At 63.1% G+C, this 19,963-nt stretch carries 22 protein-coding genes; 11 read left to right on the top strand and 11 right to left on the bottom strand.

From position 1 onward, the window contains the following. Positions 1 to 21: 21 nt before the first annotated feature. The 3 genes from J4E08_RS21235 to mutY form a co-directional block, all read right to left on the bottom strand. Positions 22 to 942 (bottom strand): manganese-dependent inorganic pyrophosphatase, encoded by a 921-nt coding sequence (locus J4E08_RS21235; protein ID WP_349540191.1) that lies wholly within the window; start codon positions 940 to 942, stop codon positions 22 to 24. A gap of 115 nt (positions 943 to 1,057) precedes the next feature. After that, positions 1,058 to 2,224 (bottom strand): alkane 1-monooxygenase, encoded by a 1,167-nt coding sequence (locus J4E08_RS21230; protein ID WP_349540190.1) that lies wholly within the window; start codon positions 2,222 to 2,224, stop codon positions 1,058 to 1,060. 57 nt (positions 2,225 to 2,281) lie between these two features. Continuing rightward, on the bottom strand, positions 2,282 to 3,340 hold the full coding sequence (gene mutY, locus J4E08_RS21225) for an A/G-specific adenine glycosylase (protein WP_349540189.1): 1,059 nt from the start codon (positions 3,338 to 3,340) through the stop codon (positions 2,282 to 2,284). 91 nt (positions 3,341 to 3,431) lie between these two features. Between mutY and J4E08_RS21220 the strand changes: the two genes are divergently transcribed. The 3 genes from J4E08_RS21220 to J4E08_RS21210 are packed head-to-tail and all read left to right on the top strand — an operon-like array spanning position 3,432 to position 5,815. Beyond that, complete coding sequence (locus J4E08_RS21220; RefSeq protein WP_349540188.1) at positions 3,432 to 3,986, top strand: DUF721 domain-containing protein; 555 nt, start codon at positions 3,432 to 3,434, stop codon at positions 3,984 to 3,986. 15 nt (positions 3,987 to 4,001) lie between these two features. Further along, entirely contained in the window at positions 4,002 to 4,700 is a 699-nt protein-coding gene (locus J4E08_RS21215; protein WP_349540187.1) for a DsbA family protein, read from the top strand. Then, positions 4,697 to 5,815, top strand: a complete 1,119-nt coding sequence (locus J4E08_RS21210) for a CaiB/BaiF CoA transferase family protein (protein ID WP_349540186.1) — start codon at positions 4,697 to 4,699, stop codon at positions 5,813 to 5,815. Before J4E08_RS21215 ends, J4E08_RS21210 begins: the two co-directional genes overlap by 4 nt. Positions 5,816 to 5,850: 35 nt before the next feature. Here J4E08_RS21210 and J4E08_RS21205 read toward each other — a convergent pair whose 3' ends face one another. The 3 genes from J4E08_RS21205 to J4E08_RS21195 form a co-directional block, all read right to left on the bottom strand. Then, positions 5,851 to 6,981, bottom strand: coding sequence for a saccharopine dehydrogenase family protein (locus J4E08_RS21205; protein WP_349540185.1), 1,131 nt, complete (start codon positions 6,979 to 6,981; stop codon positions 5,851 to 5,853). A 3-nt stretch (positions 6,982 to 6,984) separates the two neighbouring features. Next, a complete protein-coding gene (locus J4E08_RS21200) occupies positions 6,985 to 8,031 on the bottom strand; it encodes a saccharopine dehydrogenase (RefSeq protein WP_349540184.1) in 1,047 nt (348 codons plus the stop codon). A 102-nt stretch (positions 8,032 to 8,133) separates the two neighbouring features. Continuing rightward, complete coding sequence (locus J4E08_RS21195) at positions 8,134 to 8,793, bottom strand: histidine phosphatase family protein (RefSeq protein WP_349540183.1); 660 nt, start codon at positions 8,791 to 8,793, stop codon at positions 8,134 to 8,136. Between the two features lie 232 nt (positions 8,794 to 9,025). On the opposite strand from J4E08_RS21195, the gene map reads away from it, so the two are divergent. Next, entirely contained in the window at positions 9,026 to 9,838 is an 813-nt protein-coding gene (gene map, locus J4E08_RS21190; protein WP_349540182.1) for a type I methionyl aminopeptidase, read from the top strand. Between the two features lie 109 nt (positions 9,839 to 9,947). Here map and J4E08_RS21185 read toward each other — a convergent pair whose 3' ends face one another. Continuing rightward, the gene (locus tag J4E08_RS21185; protein ID WP_349540181.1) at positions 9,948 to 10,919 is read right to left on the bottom strand and encodes an MBL fold metallo-hydrolase; all 972 of its coding nucleotides are present in this window, start codon (positions 10,917 to 10,919) and stop codon (positions 9,948 to 9,950) included. Between the two features lie 485 nt (positions 10,920 to 11,404). Between J4E08_RS21185 and J4E08_RS21180 the strand changes: the two genes are divergently transcribed. Together J4E08_RS21180 and J4E08_RS21175 are read left to right on the top strand one after the other, a co-directional pair. Further along, positions 11,405 to 11,542 carry an aa3-type cytochrome c oxidase subunit IV gene (locus J4E08_RS21180; RefSeq protein ID WP_183967641.1) on the top strand — a complete coding sequence of 46 codons (138 nt, stop codon included), beginning with the start codon at positions 11,405 to 11,407 and terminating at the stop codon, positions 11,540 to 11,542. A gap of 135 nt (positions 11,543 to 11,677) precedes the next feature. Then, on the top strand, positions 11,678 to 12,331 hold the full coding sequence (locus J4E08_RS21175; RefSeq protein ID WP_349540180.1) for a hypothetical protein: 654 nt from the start codon (positions 11,678 to 11,680) through the stop codon (positions 12,329 to 12,331). A 4-nt stretch (positions 12,332 to 12,335) separates the two neighbouring features. On the opposite strand, the gene J4E08_RS21170 is transcribed toward J4E08_RS21175, so the two are convergent. Both J4E08_RS21170 and J4E08_RS21165 read right to left on the bottom strand, forming a co-directional pair. Then, positions 12,336 to 12,665 carry an AzlD domain-containing protein gene (locus tag J4E08_RS21170; protein WP_183967644.1) on the bottom strand — a complete coding sequence of 110 codons (330 nt, stop codon included), beginning with the start codon at positions 12,663 to 12,665 and terminating at the stop codon, positions 12,336 to 12,338. After that, a complete protein-coding gene (locus J4E08_RS21165; RefSeq protein ID WP_349540179.1) occupies positions 12,662 to 13,378 on the bottom strand; it encodes an AzlC family ABC transporter permease in 717 nt (238 codons plus the stop codon). Before J4E08_RS21165 ends, J4E08_RS21170 begins: the two co-directional genes overlap by 4 nt. Before the next feature lie 51 nt (positions 13,379 to 13,429). Here J4E08_RS21165 and fdhD point away from each other — a divergent pair, with 51 nt between their 5' ends. The 4 genes from fdhD (at position 13,430) to J4E08_RS21145 (ending at position 17,577) form a co-directional block, all read left to right on the top strand. Further along, entirely contained in the window at positions 13,430 to 14,311 is an 882-nt protein-coding gene (fdhD, locus tag J4E08_RS21160; RefSeq protein WP_349540178.1) for a formate dehydrogenase accessory sulfurtransferase FdhD, read from the top strand. Between the two features lie 64 nt (positions 14,312 to 14,375). After that, positions 14,376 to 14,993 carry a molybdenum cofactor guanylyltransferase MobA gene (gene mobA, locus J4E08_RS21155; RefSeq protein ID WP_349540177.1) on the top strand — a complete coding sequence of 206 codons (618 nt, stop codon included), beginning with the start codon at positions 14,376 to 14,378 and terminating at the stop codon, positions 14,991 to 14,993. Further along, positions 14,990 to 15,484: a molybdopterin-guanine dinucleotide biosynthesis protein B gene (gene mobB, locus J4E08_RS21150; RefSeq protein ID WP_349540176.1), complete on the top strand. Its 495-nt coding sequence runs from the start codon at positions 14,990 to 14,992 to the stop codon at positions 15,482 to 15,484. The genes mobA and mobB overlap by 4 nt, the downstream gene beginning before the upstream one ends. Before the next feature lie 35 nt (positions 15,485 to 15,519). Next, on the top strand, positions 15,520 to 17,577 hold the full coding sequence (locus J4E08_RS21145; RefSeq protein ID WP_349540175.1) for a molybdenum cofactor synthesis domain-containing protein: 2,058 nt from the start codon (positions 15,520 to 15,522) through the stop codon (positions 17,575 to 17,577). Positions 17,578 to 17,641: 64 nt separating this feature from the next. On the opposite strand, the gene J4E08_RS21140 is transcribed toward J4E08_RS21145, so the two are convergent. After that, the gene (locus J4E08_RS21140) at positions 17,642 to 18,634 is read right to left on the bottom strand and encodes a hypothetical protein (protein WP_349540174.1); all 993 of its coding nucleotides are present in this window, start codon (positions 18,632 to 18,634) and stop codon (positions 17,642 to 17,644) included. Between the two features lie 12 nt (positions 18,635 to 18,646). Beyond that, positions 18,647 to 19,117, bottom strand: a complete 471-nt coding sequence (gene greA / locus J4E08_RS21135) for a transcription elongation factor GreA (protein WP_183967654.1) — start codon at positions 19,115 to 19,117, stop codon at positions 18,647 to 18,649. 314 nt (positions 19,118 to 19,431) lie between these two features. Here greA and J4E08_RS21130 point away from each other — a divergent pair. Further along, positions 19,432 to 19,963: calcium-binding protein (locus J4E08_RS21130; RefSeq protein WP_349540173.1), on the top strand; the 532-nt coding region annotated here is incomplete at its 3' end.

The raw sequence follows: 19,963 nt of genomic DNA, 5'->3' as shown, positions 1-19,963 counted from the left end.
GCCCCGGTCCGGTGTTCAGGCTCAGACCTTCAGGTTCGGGATGATCTGCTTCTTGCGGGACATGATGCCCGGCAGAACCACGGTGTCGCCGTCAACCGTCGCGCCAAAGGACTTTTCCGCCACGGCTTTTACCCGGTCGTTGGGGACCAGCAGGGTGGCTTCTTCCTTCAGAATGTCCACGACGAACAAGAGCACCTCGTCGACGCCGTCTTCGGACTGAACGGTGTTGTAGGTGTTCATCAGGCTGTCTTTGCGGTCGAGCGGGATCTCCGGTGCGGTGGTTTCCAGTACGGAGACACGGAATTTCACGCCGTCCACTTCGTATTCCTTGGAATCCATGCGGATCAGTTCAGCGTCAGAGAACGCCGAGACATCGGATTTTGCGGCGAACATCTGCGCGGCAAAGTTGCCCAGATCGACGCCCAGATCCTTGGCGAGGCTTTCGGCCACTGCGCGGTCATGGTCGGTCGTCGTGGGGGAGCGGAATTCCAGCGTGTCCGACAGGATGCAGGTCAGCGCCGCGCCCTTGATCTCTTTCGGGGCCTTGGCCATGTCCGCTTCGCCGATCAGGTCGACCATGATCGTGGCGGTGCATGCCAGCGGGCGCACGGTGATGTCGATGGGGCCTTTGGTCTCCAGCCCGCCGACCAGCTTGTGGTGGTCGATGATCGCGGTGATGTTGGCCGCGTTGATCGAGGCGGGCAGCTCGGCGGGGTTGTTGGTGTCCACGATCACGACGTCCTGACCTTCGGCCACCTCCGAGATGATCTCGGGCTTGTCGAGGCCCCAGTGTTGCAACATGAAAGCCGCTTCGGTGTTGGGTTCGCCCAGCAGAACCGGCTTGGCGTCGACGCCCTTGGAATTCAGGTACCACGACCAGAAGATCGGGGAGCCGGTGGAATCGGTGTCAGGGGATTTGTGGCCAAAAACAAGCGTTGTCATGGGTGTCCTCGCGGTTCAAATGCATTTTGCCGCGCTATAATGCTGTGCTTGCGTATTGTCACCCCGGGACGCGCCATGTGCGACCATGGGAGCAGGGCACCGCACCGACGGGATATCAGCGTGGCGGTGGTGTGCTGGCTTGCACGTATGGCGTCCAATCGGTGATGTCGGGGTAATATCGGGCGCGCCACGCGCGGACCTTGGGGTTCATGACGCGCTTCCAGACCGGCGGGACCAACGCGGCCATTGCCATCAGCGGGTAGCCGTAGGGCAGTTGCGGCGCTTCGTCAGCGGTATAGGTCTGCAAGAGCGGGAAGCGGCGGTCGGGCTTGTAGTGGTGATCCGAATGCCGCTGAAGGTTGATCATCAGCCAGTTCGTGGCCGTGTGTGACGCATTCCAGGAATGGCGCGGCTGGACGTGTTCGTATTTTCCCTCGCCCAGATGACGGCGGGTCAGCCCGTAGTGTTCAACATAGTTGACCAATTCGAGCTGCCAGATCGCCACGCCGGCCTGCACGGCAAACAGCAACACACCAAGCCAGCCACCGACCACATAGGCCAGCATCAGCATCGCCGCCTGTAGCGCCCAATAGCGCCAGAAGGGATTGCTGCGGTGGGTCCAGGGCAGTGACTTGCGGGCCAGCATCGCCTTTTCGGCCCGGAACGACGAGTGCAGGGATTGCCGCAGGACACGCGGGTAAAAGCGGTGGAACCCTTCGTTGTAACGCGCGGTCACCGGATCGCGCGGTGTGCCGACGTAGCGGTGATGCACCAGCAGGTGTTCGCTGCGAAAATGCGAATACAGCACCATGGCCAGCAGAATATCGGCCAGCCAGCGTTCTCTGGCGTTGCGCTGGTGCAGCAGTTCGTGGGCGTAGACGATGCCGACGGTCCCGGTCATGACGCCGGTGCCGAACATGACGCCGTAGATTTCCCAGCCGTTCAGGTGGTCGGCGCGGGTCACGTAGTACAGCAGGCCAAACAGCGTCACGAATTGCAGCGGCACCCAGATCTGCGTGAGCAGGCGATACCAGAAAAGCTGATCTTCGGTGGTGTTCAGATCGGCGTTGGCGGTGTTCAATCCGGCGAGGGTGTCGATGGCAGAGAACAGATACCATGTGGCCAGCGGCACGAGCAGCACCCAAAGACCGCCTTGTATCGCCCCGATCCAGACCAGCGGGATCAGCAGGAAAGACAGGAAGAATGGCGCGGCAGCGGTGAATCGCGCCACGCGGGCCGCCGGGATGCGGGTCTGTGCGTCGGGCCGTTCTGCAATGCTCATGGGCCTACTCCGGTTTTTGTCTATATAGACGCTCCGGCAGATTGTCCCAAGCGATGTTCATCCGCCTTGCGCAAGGTCAAACGCCTTGCGCATGACGGTTGGCAGATCACTGGGGCTAAAATCAGACAATTCGATGAATTCTCCGCGAGAAGCGTTGCGTTCCATCGGCACCAGAGCGGTTTTCACCGTCAGAATCAGGTGGAAATGGGTGAAGGTGTGGCGCGCTTCGCCGCCGACGGTCTTCCATTCCGCACGGATTGGCGGATCCTCGACGGGGGCATCCAGCGTCACATCCAGCCAATCGGTGCCGGGCCAGCCCAGCATCCCGCCCAGCAGCCCCTTGTCGGGCCGGGTTTCCAGAAGCCAGGCACCATCGACGCGGCGGGCGAGGTAGGCGGTGCCGCGACGGATGGGCTTTTTCTTCTTCGGGGTTTTCTTGGGCAGTTCGGCGGCGGTGCCTTCGGCCCAGGCCACGCAGGACGTGCGCCAGGGGCACAACCCGCAGGCGGGACGTTTCGGCGTGCAGATCGTGGCGCCCAGGTCCATGACCGCCTGCGCGTAGTCGCCGGGGCGCTGGGCGGGTGTCAGAGCAGCAGCATAGGCCGTCAGGATCGGCTTTGCCTCTGGAAGGGGCGTGTGTTCGTCGTGCAGCCGCGCCATGACACGTTCGACGTTGCCATCGACCACCACTTGCGCGTCGTCAAAGGCAATCGCGCTGACCGCCGCTGCGGTATAGGGGCCGACACCGGGCAATTTCAGCAGTTCCGCGTGATCCGCCGGGAATTGCCCGCCATGGTCCGCCACCACAACCCGCGCGCATTTCAGCAGATTGCGGGCGCGGGCGTAGTAGCCCAGCCCGGCCCAGGCGGCCATGACGTCTGCATCCTCGGCAGCGGCGAGATCCTCGACCGTGGGCCAGCGCTCTGTAAAGACACGGAAATACTCGCGGACGGCTGCCACCGTGGTCTGTTGCAGCATGATTTCTGACAGCCAGATGCGGTAGGGGTCTGCGGTCACACCGGCAGCGCGGGCCTGTGGGCGAATGCGCCACGGCAGGTCGCGGGCATGGCGATCGTACCAGTCGAGCAGGTCGGAGGCTTCGGCGGGGTCACGCAAGGGTGAGGGTCCTGTGACAGAAGGGGGCTGGCGCCCGAGGGGAACGGCCCCTTAGAATAGGGCCAGTGAACGGGAGTCAACGGGGTCCACCATGGCCAAGCGCAAGACAACCACCTACGGGTTCGCCCGTACCGAAAAGCTTCTGACGGGGCAGATCCGCAAGGCGTCGGAATCGCGGGGCTTTGCCGAAAGCCGCGTCCTGACCCATTGGGAAGAGAGCGTCGGAGAGGAACTGGCCCGCATGAGCCGCCCTGTCGAGGTCAAATATGGCCGCGTGCGGCTGGAGGGCAAGGTTCACAACGAATACGGCGCAAAGCTGGTGGTGCTGACCAAAGGGGCCTTTGCCCCCATCCTGGAAATGCGCAAGGCGGAGATCGTCCAGCGCATCAACGCGGTCTACGGGTTCGAAGCGATCCGTCACGTGATTGTGACCCAGACGGCGCCGGTGGGTTTTGCCGAAGGGCAGGCGAGCTTTGACCACGGCAAACCCAAGGTCCACGAACGCGCGCCCAAGCCCGAAGCTGTGGCGGAGGCCAAAAGCCTGTCCGAAGGGGTGGGGGACGATGGTCTGCGCGCAGCGCTTGAACGTTTGGGCGCAAATGTCATATCGAAGACAGGGCGGCGCGAGCCCCGCTCTGCGAAGTAGGAAAAGGCAAGATTTATGAACAAGCTACTGACCTCTGGCGCGGTTGCGCTTGCCCTGATCGCGGGCGGCGCGTTCTACATGACGCAAGGTGCGACGACCAACGCTAACGGCACAATCACTGTTCCGGGCGCAGCTGTTGCCCAGACACAAGAGGGCGGTGAGACCGAGATCGACACCTCCTCCGTCGTGGAAATGACCATGGGGGCCGAGGATGCGCCGATCGAAGTGATCGAATACGCCTCCTACACCTGCCCGCATTGCGCCAGTGCCAACGCGACGCTGATCCCGCAGTTGAAAAAGAACTACGTCGACACCGGCAAGGTGAAATTCACCTACCGCGAAGTCTACTTTGACAAGTACGGCATGTGGGCGTCGCTGATCGCGCGCTGCGGTGGGCCCGAGAAGTTCTTTGGCATCTCCGACATGATCTACAAGGCTCAGGACGATTTCATCGCCCCTGCACGTGAAGGTGACGAGGCCGGTGTGGCCGACGAGCTGCGCAAGATTGGACGAATGGCCGGCCTCGACAACGACCAGCTCGAAGCCTGCCTGACAGACAGCACGCAACTGCGCACGCTGCTGACCTGGTTCCAGGAAAATGCCACGGCGGATGACATCAACTCGACGCCGTCGTTCATCATCGACGGCGAGAAGTACTCGAACATGAGCTACGCGGACTTCTCCGAGATCCTGGACGAGAAACTCGGCGAATGACGTCGGCGCCGCGCGGCCCCCTTGCAGGGGTGAAGGTCATTGAACTGGCCCGGATTCTGGCCGGGCCGTTCGCGGGGCAAACCCTCGCTGATCTTGGCGCGGAGGTGACAAAGATCGAGGCCCCCGAAGGCGATGACACCCGTCGCTGGGGGCCTCCGTTCATCGACCGTGACGAGGATCACACGGCCGCCTATTTCCATTCCTGCAATCGCGGCAAGCAGTCCGAAGTTGTGGACCTGCGCAGTGCCGAGGGGCAGGCGCGGGTAAGAGAGCTGGTGGCCGAAGCCGATATCCTGATCGAGAATTTCAAGGTCGGCGGGCTGAAGAAGTACGGATTGGATTATGCCTCGCTGGCAGAGGTCAATCCACGGCTGATCTACTGTTCCATCACCGGGTTCGGTCAGGATGGGCCGTATGCGCATCGCGCTGGCTATGACTACATCATTCAGGGCATGTCCGGCTTCATGTCGATCACCGGCGATCCCGAGGGCGTCCCGCAGCGCGCAGGTGTGGCGATCACCGATCTGTTCACCGGGTTGTATAGCGTGTCCGGCATTCTGGCGGCGTTGCATCAGCGGCACCAGACGGGCAAGGGCCAGCACATCGACATGGCGCTGATGGATTGTGCGGTCTCCGCCATGGCGAACCAGGCGCTGAACTATCTGTCCACCGGCACGCCGCCGGAACGGACGGGCAACTATCACCCGAATCTGACGCCCTATCAGGTGTTTGAATGTTCCGATGGCCACATCATCATCGCCACCGGCAATGACGCGCAATACCAGCGCCTGACGCGGGTTCTGGGGGTGGCCGACATGGCTGAGGATGCCAGTTTCCTGACAAACTCGGACCGGATTGCGCATCGCGACGAGATGACGGAGCGTCTGACCGCCGGCACGCGCACGTTCACAAAGGACGCGTTGCTGGCTGCCTGCGAGGCCGACGGCATCCCCGCCGGGCCGATCAATGACATGGCCGAGGTTTTTGCCGATCCGCAGGTGGTTGCACGCGGAATGCAGATCGCGCCGGGTGGCGTGCCGGGGGTGCGTGCGCCCTTCCGGTTCTCGGATGCGGACTTGGTGCTGGACGCGCCCGCGCCAAAGCTGGGCGAATAAGGCGTTTGGGCGGGGTGTCACCCCGCCCGTCATGTTCAGGTCAGGTGATCCACCACCATTAGATGTTGCGCCAGTCCGTGCACGCTGTCCAGCCAGCGGTTCACAAGCCGCAGATCGGACGGCGCGGCACTGACGCCCGCCGGGATCTCTCGGGCCAGAACGCTTTCCACAGCCCAGCTGACCGGGGTGGACACCAGCCGTGCCATGGCAGAGCCGCGCGCGTCGCCCCAGGCGTCCATCACGTAGGTCTTGTGATAGACCGCTTCGCCGTCCTTTTCCGCCCGCAACGAGACGCACAGGACCACGCGATCCGCTTCGCCCTCTTCGTAGGCGTTCTCTTGCAGCAGCTTGTCGGCGATGGCTTGCAATTCCGCGTCCGAGGCTTTGGGCGCAACCTTGAAAATGTCGTCCCACGCATCGGCCCAGCCGTTCAGGCGCAGGGTGCCGCGCACGAAATCCTTCACCTTCCAATCCGGGGCAAAGCCGTAATCCGTCATAAACGGCAGGCTGTCCCGGTTGGGATAGACCTCAAAGCTCTCGGGGCGCGGCAGCGGGGCGTCGTAGCGGGTCAGCGCCTCCCATGGGTGGGCGACCTCCAGCTCGGTGAAGTGGCGGATCGACCGCGAGGGGGATCGCAGAGCCTTCAGCACGCCCACCGGGGCCCAGCTGAATTTGTAGCGAAAGGCGTTCGGAACCTTGGGAACACCGCCGCAGTATGAGGTGAAGGACAGCGCGTTGTCCTTGTCGAATTCCGAGGTGGCGCGATAGTCGGCCACCAGCCAATGTGCCATCAGGTGATCGAGGCCCGGGTCCAGTCCGACCTCGTTTACAAAGCGCAGGTCGGCCTCTTTCGCGGCGGCGTCCAACGCGCGCATTTCGGGCGCGATATAGGAAGAGGACACGAAATCCGCCCCCTTCGCCAGCGCCAGTTCGGCCAGCGGGACGTGCCAATCTCCGGGCAGCATGGAGACGATGACGTCACCCTTTTCCACCGCCGTGCTCAACGCAGGAAGGTCGAACGCCCGGATGTCGTCGGTCAGGTCGCCCACCGCGGCCTCGGCCTTGGCGGTGGTCCGGTTCCAGACCGTCATGGGAATGTTGCGGCCCAGCAGACGCCGCAGGCCGGGAACTGTGGACAGGCCCGTGCCGCACCAATGTACTGTCATGCCTCAGGCTCCTTTTGAGTGCTTTTTGAACATATCATATGCCCGCCCCCAGACACCTGAGTCGATCTGATCCAGCGTGGCAAGATGGGGCAGGAGCTGCTCGGCGAAATCCAGAGAGGATTCCAGCGGCAGCAGCGAAGGCAGGTTGTCGATAGCCATCACATCCAGCGGCGGAGTGTCGTGCACGCGGGTGGCGGGATGATCCCAGGTGGTCGCCGCGTCGTAGACCGGCACCGGGTTGAACGGGCTGGTGGGGTCACAGGCGATGTCGCCGATCACCCGCAGCGCGCGGTCGCGCTGACCTGCGTCTGCGGGGACAAATTGCGGCACGCCGGGCGTGGCCAGAATGCAGTTGAAAAAGACGTCATGCGCCAACACCTCAGGAAACGGGCCGCCGTGCGCGGTTTCCGCCATGTCCCAGGGGGTGACGGTGACGCCGACCTCTTCGCACAGTGTCTTCGCGCCAGAGCCGACGCGGCCTTTGGCACCGATGACGATGGCGCGCAGGGTCTGGCCGGTGATGGCGGAGGCAACCTCGGCGCGCATGGCAGGGGCGTCCTTCCACGTTGTCACAGGCGGGCAGGTGTCGCCACGGGCCTGTGCTGCCAGTGCCAGAAGGGACACGGCTGCGCCAGCGTATCCCGCCCAATAGCCAAAGGCCGCCACGCGCCGCCCCTGAGGATCGACGAGGTATTCGAGGTCATACAGCGCCCCGCCGCCGCGCGTGAAACGATCCAGGAAGTCCTCCGCGCCGGTCTGATTTTTGTAGGCGTGGCCGAACATGATGTGGCGGTGGGGCAGGGGGCCGTCGCCCTCGGGCAATTCCTTGAGACCAAAGATCAGCGCATCGCGTGGCGCCTCGGGCCAGCTGCCGTCCGGCGCGATTGCGGCCCCGGCGTTTGCGAAATCGTCGGTGGGCAGAGCGCGGGTGGCGCTGTCCTCGACCGTGACCTGAAACCCCTTGGCGATCAATTTACGCACGCCGTCTGGGGTGATGCCCACCCGTTCCTCGTTGGCGCGGCTTTCCGCGCGGACCCATAGATGTGTCACCCACTGCTCCATCTGTGCGTTTGATCAAGTTTCCCGGCCAAACAACCTGTCCCGTCGGGCAGGTTCAACCCCTATTCCCGGTCGGACGGGGCAACTGTGGCCTTACAGATGGCTGCGGGCGAATTGACGGTCCGGGTTGTCCAGGTGCGGCAGCGCATTGAACTGCGTCAGCAGCAGGTCGTTCCCGAGAGGCTGAATCCGGTGCAGTGAGGTGTTCTCGATTGCGAGGCAGGCTGCGGCGAGCGCTGAAATGTCCAGCCGCATCACGACGCGCATGGTCATGCCGATCAAGCCCCCTGACGTGACGATCAGCGCGCGTCCCTCGCCGGCGGCGATCTCTGTCACGGCGGCGCGCACGCGGGCCTCGAAATCGGCAAAGGGCTCGGGGGCGTCGTCCACCTTATCCTGCTGCCATAGGTCAAACACCTTTGGCAGATGGGTGACGAACCCCTCCCGGTCAGTGGGCATCATCAGCCCGTGCTGGGCCTCGACCGCCTGAGCAAGGTCGAAATAGGCCATCTCGTTCAACCGCGCGTCCCGCACCGGAGCCGTGTCGCAGACCGTGCCGATCCCTTCGGCGGTTTCCACATGTCGAACCAGCGTACCCGTGTAAACGCGGGCAAAGCGTTCGCCCGTGTCGCGGAACCAGTCGCCCAGCCAGTGCGCCTGCTGCCAACCAAGGTCAGAGAGTTTGTCATAGCTCACTTCATCGCGGGCGGCCGTGTTGGCCTGCCCGTGGCGAACAAGGGTGACATGAGACATGGGCGCGGGCCTTTCCAGAGTGTGCGGCGCAGGCTTACGTCGGGCGCGGCCTGAGGGAAAGCAGCATTCCCGCCTTGCCGCGGCGGATTGACCCGGATTTTGGCCTCTTAGGTGTAAACGTCGCGTTGCAAAGCGCGCGGTCTGGCATCTTTGGCCGAAAGCGCCTAAATCACGAAAAAACCATAGCATCGACGCCCCAAAGACCGACGCCGCACAGACCAGGAGACCCGCCTTGAATCAGGAACACGCAGGCCGCATCACCCGAGATGGCATTCGCATTCACGACGATGCGGACTTTGCCGGAATGCACGCGGCGGGACAGGTGGCGGCGCAAATTCTCGACGAGGTGGCGGACAAGGTTGATGTGGGCGTGTCGACCGCCGAGTTGGACGACTTTATCACGCGGCGGGTGACGGAGCTGGGCACCGTATCGGCGACGATCGGGTACAAAGGGTATCAGCACGCCTCCTGCATCAGCGTGAACCACGTGGTCTGTCACGGCATCCCGGACGACAAGAAAAAGCTCAAGGACGGTGACATTCTGAACATCGATGTGACCGTGATTCTCGATGGCTGGTTCGGGGACAGCTCGCGCATGTATGTTGCGGGCAAGCTGTCGCGAAAGGCAGAGCGGTTGATCCAGGTGACGCACGATTCGCTGATGAAGGGGATCGACGCGGTAAAGCCCGGCGCCACATTTGGCGACATCGGACACGCGATCCAGAGCTATGTGGAAGGCCAGCGCATGTCGGTGGTCCGCGATTTCTGCGGCCACGGGCTGGGCACGGTGTTTCACGCGCCGCCGAATGTGTTGCACTACGGGCGCCCGGGGATGGGACCTGAGCTGGAAGAGGGCATGTTCTTTACCATCGAGCCGATGGTGAACCTGGGCCGCCCTGAAACGAAGGTCCTGGCCGACGATTGGACGGCTGTGACACGCGACAAATCGCTGTCGGCGCAGTTCGAGCATTCGATTGGCGTGACGGCAGATGGGGCGGAGATCTTTACCCTGTCGCCTGCGGGACGATTTCACCCCACCTATTGACCGAAGCGCCTTTGGTCGGCTCGGGCTGCCTCCGGCGAGCGGTATTTGGAAAGCAAAGCAGCAGGGCGGCGCGTGACAGGTGACACGCGCCGCTTTTGATTTCAGGGGGTTAGCCCCATTGCCAGAGCGCGGGCACGAATTGGTAGGTGCTGCCCTCTTTTCGGACGTGGCCCACACCGGGGAAGGGGAAGTGGTAGCCCAGCACCGCCATGCGGTCCGTTGCAGCCATGTCGAGCAGACGTTTCCGCGTACTGACCGTTGTCTCGCCGTCCATGTCGAAATTGTTGTACCACTCCGGCTGGGCAAAGTTCATGTAGGCGTGCGTCATGCTGTCGCCGAGGGCGATCAGCTGCTGGCCGCCGCTTTCGACCACGACAGAGACATGGCCGGGTGTATGGCCGGGCGTGTTGATGACGCGCACGCCGGGGACAACCTCGTCTTCATCGTTGAGCAGTGTCCAGTCGGCGCCATCGACCCGCAGCGAGTTTGCGGCCCCCACGGCGAATTGCTGCATATCCGCTGGCATGCTGGCGGCGAGACCGTCCTGAAGCCAGAAGTCATGCTCGGCAGTGGAGACGAAGTACTGCGCCTGTGGCAGGATCGCCTCGTCAAAATCGTCGCGGATGCCCCAGATGTGATCCGGGTGTGCGTGCGTGATGACGACATGCGTGATGGTGCCGGGATCAATGCCAGCTGTTTCCAGATTGCCCATCAGCTCACCCGCAGTGGGGAGGAATCGATTGCCCGAGCCGACATCGACCAGCACCTTGTGGTCACCGATCTCGATCACGAGGTGGTTGGCGTGGGAATAGTTGGTGACGGGCGACAGGAAATAGCTTTCGAGGAAGGCTTTGACCTGGTCGGCGTCGGCATTCACGCCAAGATCGGTGGCAGACAGTTCGAGACGGCCATCCGAGACAACGGTCAGCCGTGCTTCCCCGATCGTGAAGGCGAAGTGCTGCGGATTGCCGCCGGAGGGTGCGCCGAGTGTTTGGGCACGGGTCAGTGTCGGCAGGGTCAGCGCTGGCGCAGCGGCAGCCATCGCAAGAACTTCGCGACGGGTGGGGCGGATGATGGACACAAGAGACCTCCCTTTCATGCATGTCTTTGAATGCGACTGTAGCATCGCAGGCGGAGCTTGCCACAAAAAGTACGGCCTGCTGTTTGTACGGGCATGAAAGAGTTTGCCTTTTTGGCCAGACGCTCGGTCAGTGATCCGGATTATATGTCCTAGTCATGGCGGGATTAAGTGTTCGGTCCAGGCATTTGGTGGATCGGGTTTTAGCATCACCGGCAGCGACCTTGGGCGTCTCCGCATCATGCCAAGTTCACTCACGGCCGGCCAACGCACCGGCTGGTATGGCAATTCCGACGGTGTGAGTTGCTGTGCGGTTGCGATATTCATACGGAGCAGCCACGCCACGGCGCATTGGCGTGACCTTGGTGCCTCAGTTTGCTGATGCATGACGGCCGCGACATTTGCGCGCTTTTCTCGCGGTGACAGGGCAAAACTTTTGCGTTATCTGTCTTCGTCGAAACGCTCATACCCAACGGAGGGACGCGATTATGGCCGCAGATCACAAGCACGGCACCATGGACGTCACAGTTCAAGAGAAGACCTTCGACGGCTTCATCAACTTCGTCATCAAGGCCTGCACGGTGATTTTCGTCATCGTCGTGTTCATGGCGATCTTCGCCGCCTGATATGACGCGGGGGCGCCGCGTTTTGCAGCGCCGAAGGTACAGGAAATTTTGCAAGGCCCGTGGTCACTTGAATGTGATTCGGGCCTCGTGCTTTTGTCTGACAAGACGCGCAGACAGATGACAGGTGGGAACCTTATGACACTGATACAGGGCCTTCGGGCTATTTTTGCGCTGGGCGCACTGCTGAGCATGGCCGCCTGCGCCGGGACACAAATGTCCGGTCCCAACGCCACGCCCGAAGAGGCCGCGCGGGTCGCCTATCGCTCGTCTGAGCCGCCCTCAATCACGCTGTACACCATGATCAACAACCGGACAGACAACGGTGCGCATACGTCGATCAAGGTGAATGCGCCGACACAGCAGGTGATTTTCGATCCTGCTGGCTCCGCCCGGTTCCAGAGCGTGCCGGAGATTGACGATGTGCTGTATGGCATCACGCCCGAAGTGGAGCAGGCCTATGAGAGCGCGCATGCGCGGTCTGCCTATCGGGTCAAGATCCAGCGCGTTCAGGTGCCGCCGGCGGTGGCAGAGCGGGCCTTGCGACTGGTGCAGGAGAACGGCCCGGTCGGGCCTGCGGCCTGCACGTCCCAGACCGCAAGGTTGTTGCAGAAGCTGCCCGGTTTCGAGAGCATCCCCAACGCCTTGTTCCCAAACAAGCTGATGGAGGCCTTTGCGGAGTTGCCGGGCGTCGAGACCCGTGAGCTGCGCGAAGAGGATGGTGATGACAAAGACCTCGCCATTCAGCGAATCGAAGCGGGCTGGGCCGCCAACGGCGTGCCCGACAGGTAAGCTGTCAGGCCCCGAGCAGCCAGCCGCCGCCGAACATGACCAGCGCGCCAACGCCAAGCGCGGCATAGAGGTTTCGGGTCACGGCACCAACAGCCAGGGCAAGACCCGCCGCCGTCACACGCAGCGGGTCTGTCTCTCCGCCGGTCGCGGCGGGCCAGATCACCAGGGGCGCAACCAGCGCCGGGATCACCGCGACGGCAGTGTAGCGCAGATGCCGCAGCAGCCATTCGGGCAACTCGCGGTCCCCGATCACCCCAAGGAACACGAACCGCAGGCCGAACGAGCCCAGTCCCAGCAGAACGATCACTGTCCAAAGCGCGGTCTTGTCGATCATGACTTGTCCTCCTGCGGCAACATGCGTCGCTCGAATTCCGCCCCGGCCATCATGCCCAGAAGCGCCCCGGCGATCAGGCCGAGGTTATAGGGCAGGAAGGCGAACACCAGCGCCGCCACACCGCCGACCGTGGCCGCCACGCGATGTGCCCCGGTGCGCAGGCTTGGGCCGAGCATCGCGATAAAGGCCAGCGGCAGAACAAAGTCGATCCCGAGCCCCTCTGGCACCGCATTGCCCAGCCACGCGCCCACAAGGGTAAAGACATACCACGGCGGGCAGATCGGCAGCACGACCCCCATAAAATACGCGAACTTCTGCGCCAGCGTCTGGTTTGGGTGTTTCTCGTAGTCCAGCGCGGCGGCGGCGTAAGTCTGATCCACAAGGAAATACGCCGTGATCACACGTTTCCAAAGCGGCAGCGCGCCCAGATGTGGGGTGATGGACGCAGAGTACATGGCCATACGCAGGTTCACCGCCAGCGCAGAGGCCAGCACGACCACCACCGGCGTGTTTTCCGACAGCAGTTGCAGCGCGGTGAACTGCGCCGCGCCTGCGATCACCACGACAGAGAAGCTCAGCGTTTCAAGCACGTTCAGCCCCGCTTCGGTAGCGATCACGCCGAACAGAAGGGCGAAAGGTCCGACCACCAAAAGAAACGGCAGGCCGTCGCGAACTCCGCGCCAGAAGCTTGACATCACGTTGGGCTGGGGCATGGTCTGGACCTCCGGAATTGCCGGATGATGCCTAGCGGGGGAGCGCAGCGGATGCAATCGCATGACGACAGCACGGATTATATCATTGCGCCGGATCCCGGTGCCGCGCGGCTGACGCGGGCCGTCAATGGCATCGATCAGGCAGGGCAGGTGGTTCAGATCAACGTGGTCGAGGAACGCCCGCTGACCATCTATCTCAATGGACAGGAGATCGTCACCGCCATGACGATTGGCGATTACCCGGAATACCTCGCCCTTGGGTTTCTGAAAAACCAGGGTATGTTGCGCGACGGCGAGACGATCAAAGGCGTCGATTACGATGACGATCTGGAGGTTGTGGTTGTGCGCACGGACGGCCAGACCACTTACGAGGAAAAGCTGAAGAAGAAGACCCGCACGAGCGGCTGTGCCGTGGGCACGGTCTTTGGCGATATGATGGAGGGGCTGGAGGGGCTGACCCTGCCGGCGACGTCGGTCAAGACTTCGTGGCTGTATGCTCTGGCGCATCGCATCAACACCACGCCGTCGCTGTATCTGGACGCTGGGGCCATTCATGGCTCGGTGCTGTGTCAGGGTGATCGTCCGCGGGTGTACATGGAGGATGTGGGCCGCCACAACGCCGTGGACAAGATCGCCGGCTGGATGGTGTCCGAAGGCGTTTCCGGCGCGGACAAGATCATGTACACCACCGGGCGGCTGACCTCTGAGATGGTGATCAAATGCGCGTTGATGGGAGTTCCAGTGCTGGTTTCGCGCTCGGGTTTCACCGCTTGGGGGGTGGAGATCGCGCAGCAGGTCGGGCTGACCTGTGTTGGCCGAATGCGTGGACGGCGCTTTACCTGCCTGTCCGGCGCAGACCGGCTGGAGTGGGACGCGGATCCTTCGGCGGTGTCCGATGAGGACCGCAAGCACCGGCGAAAAAGCGCGGGTTGAGGCGTGCACAACGATCTGCGATGACCTGTTCTACAAGACCGATACGCGGCGAAAGGAATTCTGAATGAAAGCCCCAGTGGGTGTGATCCTTGCAGGGGGGCAGGCGACGCGCATGGGCGGCGGCGACAAAGGGTTGCTGACGCTTGGCGGGCAGAGCCTGCTGGACCGCGTGATGGAACGTATTTCGCCGCAGGTCGCGGACCTGTGTCTGAACGCCAACGGAGACGCGGGACGTTTCGACGTGGGGTTGCCCGTGGTCGCCGACAGCTTGGCCGGGTTTCCCGGGCCGCTGGCCGGGGTGCTTGCGGGTATGGACTGGGCGGCCGCGCAGGGGGCCGAGACGCTGGTCAGCGTCGCCGCCGACACGCCGTTTCTGCCCTGTGATCTGGTGCCGCGCTTGCAACTGGCCGCCGAGGGGCAGGCGCTTCCTTTGGTGCTGGCTGCTACTCTGGGCGACACGGAAACGCGGTCTTCCAAGGGGCGCGTGATCCGGCATCCGACCTTTGGCCTCTGGCCGGTGGCGTTGCGGGATGATCTGCGTGCCGCGCTGGAGGAGGGCTTGAAAAAGGTCGTCCTTTGGACCGAACGCCACGATGGCCGCGAATGCGTCTTTCCCGACGATGCGGCCTTTTTCAACGTGAACACGCCGGACGATCTGGCGCAGGCTGAGGCGATGTTATGAAAGTTTTCGGCATCACGGGTTGGAAGAACTCCGGCAAGACCGGATTGATGGAACGTCTCGTCTCCGAGATCAGCGCACGCGGTGTGGTGGTCAGCACGGTCAAACACGCGCATCACGCCTTTGACGTGGACCATCCGGGCCGCGATTCCTATCGCCATCGTGAGGCAGGTGCCCGCGAAGTGGTTCTGGCCTCGCGCAAACGGGTCGCGGTGATGACAGAACTGCGGGGCGAGGCCGAGCCGGAACTCGACGAGCTGCTGACCCGCCTTGGCCCTTGCGATCTGGTGCTGGTCGAGGGCTACAAGCGCCAGCGCCATCCCAAAATCGAATGTTTCCGCGCCGAGGCCGGACATGATCTGATTGCCAAACAGGACGACACGATCCTCGCCGTGGCCTCCGATTGCCCGGTGGACGTTGCCGTGCCGGTGCTGGAACTCGATGACACCAAGGCGATTGCCAATTTCGTCATGGCGCATGTGGGGCTGTCCTGATCGACGCTGCAGGCCTGGGGTTCGACCGTTTCATCATGGTGGACTGGTCCGGCGGAAACGACCGGGGGCCGCGCCCAAAACGTGACGCCATCTGGATTGGCGAGGCCGGTCGCGCGCCGGTCTACTGCCGCAATCGCGCTGTGGCCGAGGCGCATCTGGCGGCCCGCATCAGCGACGCATTGGACGCGGGCGAACGGCTGATGGTCGGCTTTGACTTTCCCTTTGGCTACCCTTCGGGCGTGGCTCAGGCGTTGTGTGATGGCGACACGCTGGCGCTTTGGTATTGGTTGGAAAGCCGGATTGAGGACAGTCCAAAAGCCAACAACCGTTTCGACCTTGCAGCTGAGATCAACCGACGCTTTCCGGGACAGGGGCCGTTCTGGGGCAATGGCCTGAAGCGCGACATAGACGGGTTGCCGCGCACCAAAGAAGGCTACGAAAATCCATTTTCCGACAAGCGTTTGAGTGAGACCCGGGCCAAGGGCACCTTCTCTGTCTGGCAACTGGCCGGAGCCGGATCGGTCGGCAGTCAGGCGCTTATGGGGCTCCCTGTTCTGGCGCGGCTCAGGCGACAGTTCCCGGTGGCCGCGTGGCCGTTGGAGCCATGGGACGACGCTGCCGTGGTGTTCACCGAAATATGGCCCGGGCTGATCGAGCCGGCGGTCGCACGCCATGCGGGCATCCGCGACGCGGTGCAGGTGCGCGTGTTGGCAGAGGGGCTCAATCGGCTTTCGCCCGCGCGTCTGAACGCTATGTTAAGCGTCGACGCCCCGGACGCGCAGGAGGAAGGTTGGATCCTCGGTCTGGGCCACGAAAAGGAGCTGCTTGCCGCCATGTCACTCACCCCGCCGCCGTTGAAAAATGACTGTTTTGCCCTGCCGCCGGGGGTGGACTGGACCCCGGTGGACGAGGCGCTGGCCATGCTGCAGTCGCGGCTTACCTGCGTCTGCGCGACAGAGGCTGTTGCACTGGGCCATGCCGCTGGCCGCGTGCTGGCAGACGACGTGACCGCGCGCCGCTCCAACCCGCCGGAACCCAACACCGCAGTGGACGGCTATGGCTTTGCCGGGGCGTCGGTGGGGGAGGGTGACATCGTCTTGCCGCTGGTTGATGGCCGCGCCGCCGCAGGTGTGCCTTATGCTGGCACGGTGCCGCCGGGACAGGCCTGCCGTGTCCTCACCGGAGCAGCGCTGCCCGATGGCGTCGATACGGTGGTGCTGGACGAGGACTGCGCCACCAGTGGCGGCGAGGTTGCCTTTCGCGGGCCGGTCAAGACTGGGTCCAACACCCGCCGCGCGGGCGAAGACGTGCAGGAGGGACAAACGGCCCTGTCCGCAGGCCGCAGGCTGGCCCCGGCGGACCTGGCGTTGGCGGCGGCTGTGGGGCTGTCGGACCTGCCCGTGCGGGAGCGCTTGCGGGTTGGCGTGCTCTCCACCGGGGACGAGGTCGTCCCGGCAGGCAGCACAGCCGCACAGGGCCAGATATATGACGCCAACCGCCCGATGCTGCTTTCCATCGCTGACCGGCTAGGACACGTTGCCGTGGACCTTGGACACGTGGGCGACGACCGCGATGCCTTGCGCGCGCGGCTCGACGCGGCCACGCAACAGGTCGATGTGGTCCTGACCTCCGGCGGAGCCTCTGCCGGGGATGAGGACCACGTCTCCGGCCTGTTGCGCGAAACCGGCGCGCTGGCGGAATGGCGGATCGCGCTGAAGCCGGGCCGCCCGCTGGCGCTGGGGATGTGGCAGGGGATGCCGATCTTTGGCCTGCCGGGAAATCCGGTGGCGGCTTTTGTGTGTACGCTGGTCTTTGCCCGCCCAGCCATGGGTTTGATGTCCGGAGCTGGCTGGCAAGAGCCGCAGGGGTTCAATGTGCCTGCCGCCTTCTCAAAACGGAAAAAACCGGGCCGTCGCGAATACCTCCGCGCACGCATCCGCGACGGGCACGCAGAGGTGTTCAAATCCGAAGGGTCGGGCCGGATCTCTGGGCTGAGTTGGGCCGAAGGGCTGGTTGAACTTCCCGATGGTGCGCAGGACATCGCCCCCGGCACTGTCGTCCGTTACATTCCCTTTGGCAGTTTTGGGCTGTAAGGCGACCATTGGTCCTTTGGGCAAGAGCGCATCCCGGGGGAGGCCGCAGCCTCGCCTCGGACCGTCAGTCGAAGGTGCCGGCAACGCGCCCCAGCAGCATGAAAGCGCGTGAGGTGCGGGTTCCGGCAAAGGCCTGGATGTCCTCGTCCGTCAGCTGCGATTCCACGCTGGCAAACAGCTGGTCATAACGCCGCAGGAAGTGGTGCGCGGCGTCGCGAAAAATCGGGTCTTCGCGCATCCGGCCCGCGGCCAGCGCCAGCGAGGAGCGGTCGTGCACGCCCCCCAGCGGTGCAATGGCGCGACCGCGTTCGCCTTTGGCGAAGGCGCGCCAGACCTCGTTGCGGGCCATGTCCGGGCGCAGGTCATCCATATAGATGCCGTCCTGGCTCATCAGTGTCAGAATGTCCTGCGCGGCCTGAATGACCTTGGCAGCATTGCGATCTTTCAGCGCGCGGCGCAGCGCGGCAAACCCCTCGGAATCCTCGGCGGTTTCCGGAAAGTGCAGGGCGCGGATCAGATCATCGGTGGCCAGCGGCGGTTGCAGGGCCTCGGCCGGGGTGCCCAGCGACAGCGTCGGCTGGTCGTCCACCGCGGACTGTGATGCGGCGCCGGCCTGAGGGTCCGCTTGGCGGATGCCGCCCAGCATCGCCAGCGTCGATTCCAGATTGCGGATGCCGCCGCTCAGATCGTCAAGCCGTTTGACCACCTGAGGGTGCGGCGGCTGGCCTTTCCCTGCCTGAGATTGCGCCACATAAGCCTGCCGCAGGGCGTCGATGGACGCCTGCAACCGGACGCTTTCCTCTCGCATGGTCTTTGAGGCCCGCATGGCCATGGCGGCGACCCAGATCATCGCCACCGGCAGCACAATGACCATCAGTGTGATGGCAAATCCGCCACTGGCGCTCTCGGCACCGCCTGCGAGGAAATACCACGAGGCCGCAACCAACCACAGCACGGACAACGCCAGCGCAGTGATTTCCACCGGAGTCACTCCAGCCGCATCGCCTCGACTGTACAGGCCGGGGGGCGTGGGACGGGGGTCCTTGGTCTCGGCCATGGGCTGCCTTGCTTATTTATAGGTGATTGAGAGGATTTCGTAGGCCTTCTCGCCGCCGGGGGTCTTCACCTCGACGCTGTCGCCTTCTTCCTTGCCAATCATCGCGCGCGCAATGGGAGATTTGACGTTGAGCAGACCTTTTTCGATGGAGGCTTCGTGTTCGCCCACGATTTGCCAGGTCTTTTCCTCATCCGTGTCCTCATCGACGACCGTCACGGTGGCGCCGAACTTGATCGGACCGGACAGCTTCGTTGGGTCGATCACTTCGGCCAGACCCAGGACGGATTCGATTTCCTTGATGCGGCCTTCGATAAAGCCCTGCTTTTCCCGCGCAGAATGGTACTCGGCGTTCTCCTTGAGGTCGCCCAGTTCCCGCGCTTCTGCGATGGCCTTGATGATGGCGGGCCGCTCAACGGACTTGAGCTGCTTCAATTCTTTTTCGAGCACAGTGTGACCTGTGCGTGTGAGGAGGATCTTGTCCATTTCGGATCTTCTTTATGCTGAGAGACGCGTCTGGGTATCGAAAGTGTCGCGTGTGGGCTGTGATGTAAAGCGTGAGTGGGGGGCTTGCCAACGGGTTTTTCGCAACGACGGCCAGACTGCCGGGGGTTTCTCGCCGATCATGGGGCAGGGCGGCGCAGCTCTGGACCGTGCAAAATGAGGTTATTTTGTGCAAATCGCCTTTGGATTAATGATAGCCCAAAAATAGTCCTGTGCGTTTGTTTTGTCAGCGATACTCTGCTTTAGGATTAGGACGTGACTCGTTTTCACTTCATGAAATTGTAAGGAGGATGCCGATGCCGACATCTGGCAACGACACTGTATTTGGCACCATTCTTGGCGATGTGATCACGCTTCTGGAAGGTGATGACCTCGTTTTCGGGTCGGAGGGCAATGACACCATCGACGGCGAAGCGGGCAATGACACACTGTGGGGCGGGCTTGACGACGACTGGCTGAAGGGTGAGCAGGGCGCGGACCTGCTGCTGGGTGGCGAAGGCAATGACACGCTCGAAGGTGGTCTGGACAACGACACCATGGATGGCGAATCCGGCAATGACCTGATGCTCGGCGGCGAAGGCGACGACTGGATGGTCGGCGAAGACGGCAACGACACGATGGATGGCGAGTCCGGGAATGACACTGTCGAAGGCGGGCTTGGCAACGACTGGATGAAGGGCGAGCAGGGCGCGGATCTGCTTCTGGGTGGCGAAGGCAATGACACGCTCGAAGGTGGTCTGGACAACGACACCATGGATGGCGAATCCGGCAATGACCTGATGCTCGGCGGCGAAGGCGACGACTGGATGGTCGGCGAAGACGGCAACG

Source organism: Sagittula sp. NFXS13 (assembly GCF_040148795.1).
GTDB classification, from domain to species: Bacteria; Pseudomonadota; Alphaproteobacteria; order Rhodobacterales; family Rhodobacteraceae; genus Sagittula; species Sagittula marina.
The sequence above is the reverse complement of the archived record's forward strand: the minus strand, read 5'-3'. Positions and strand labels throughout refer to the sequence as shown.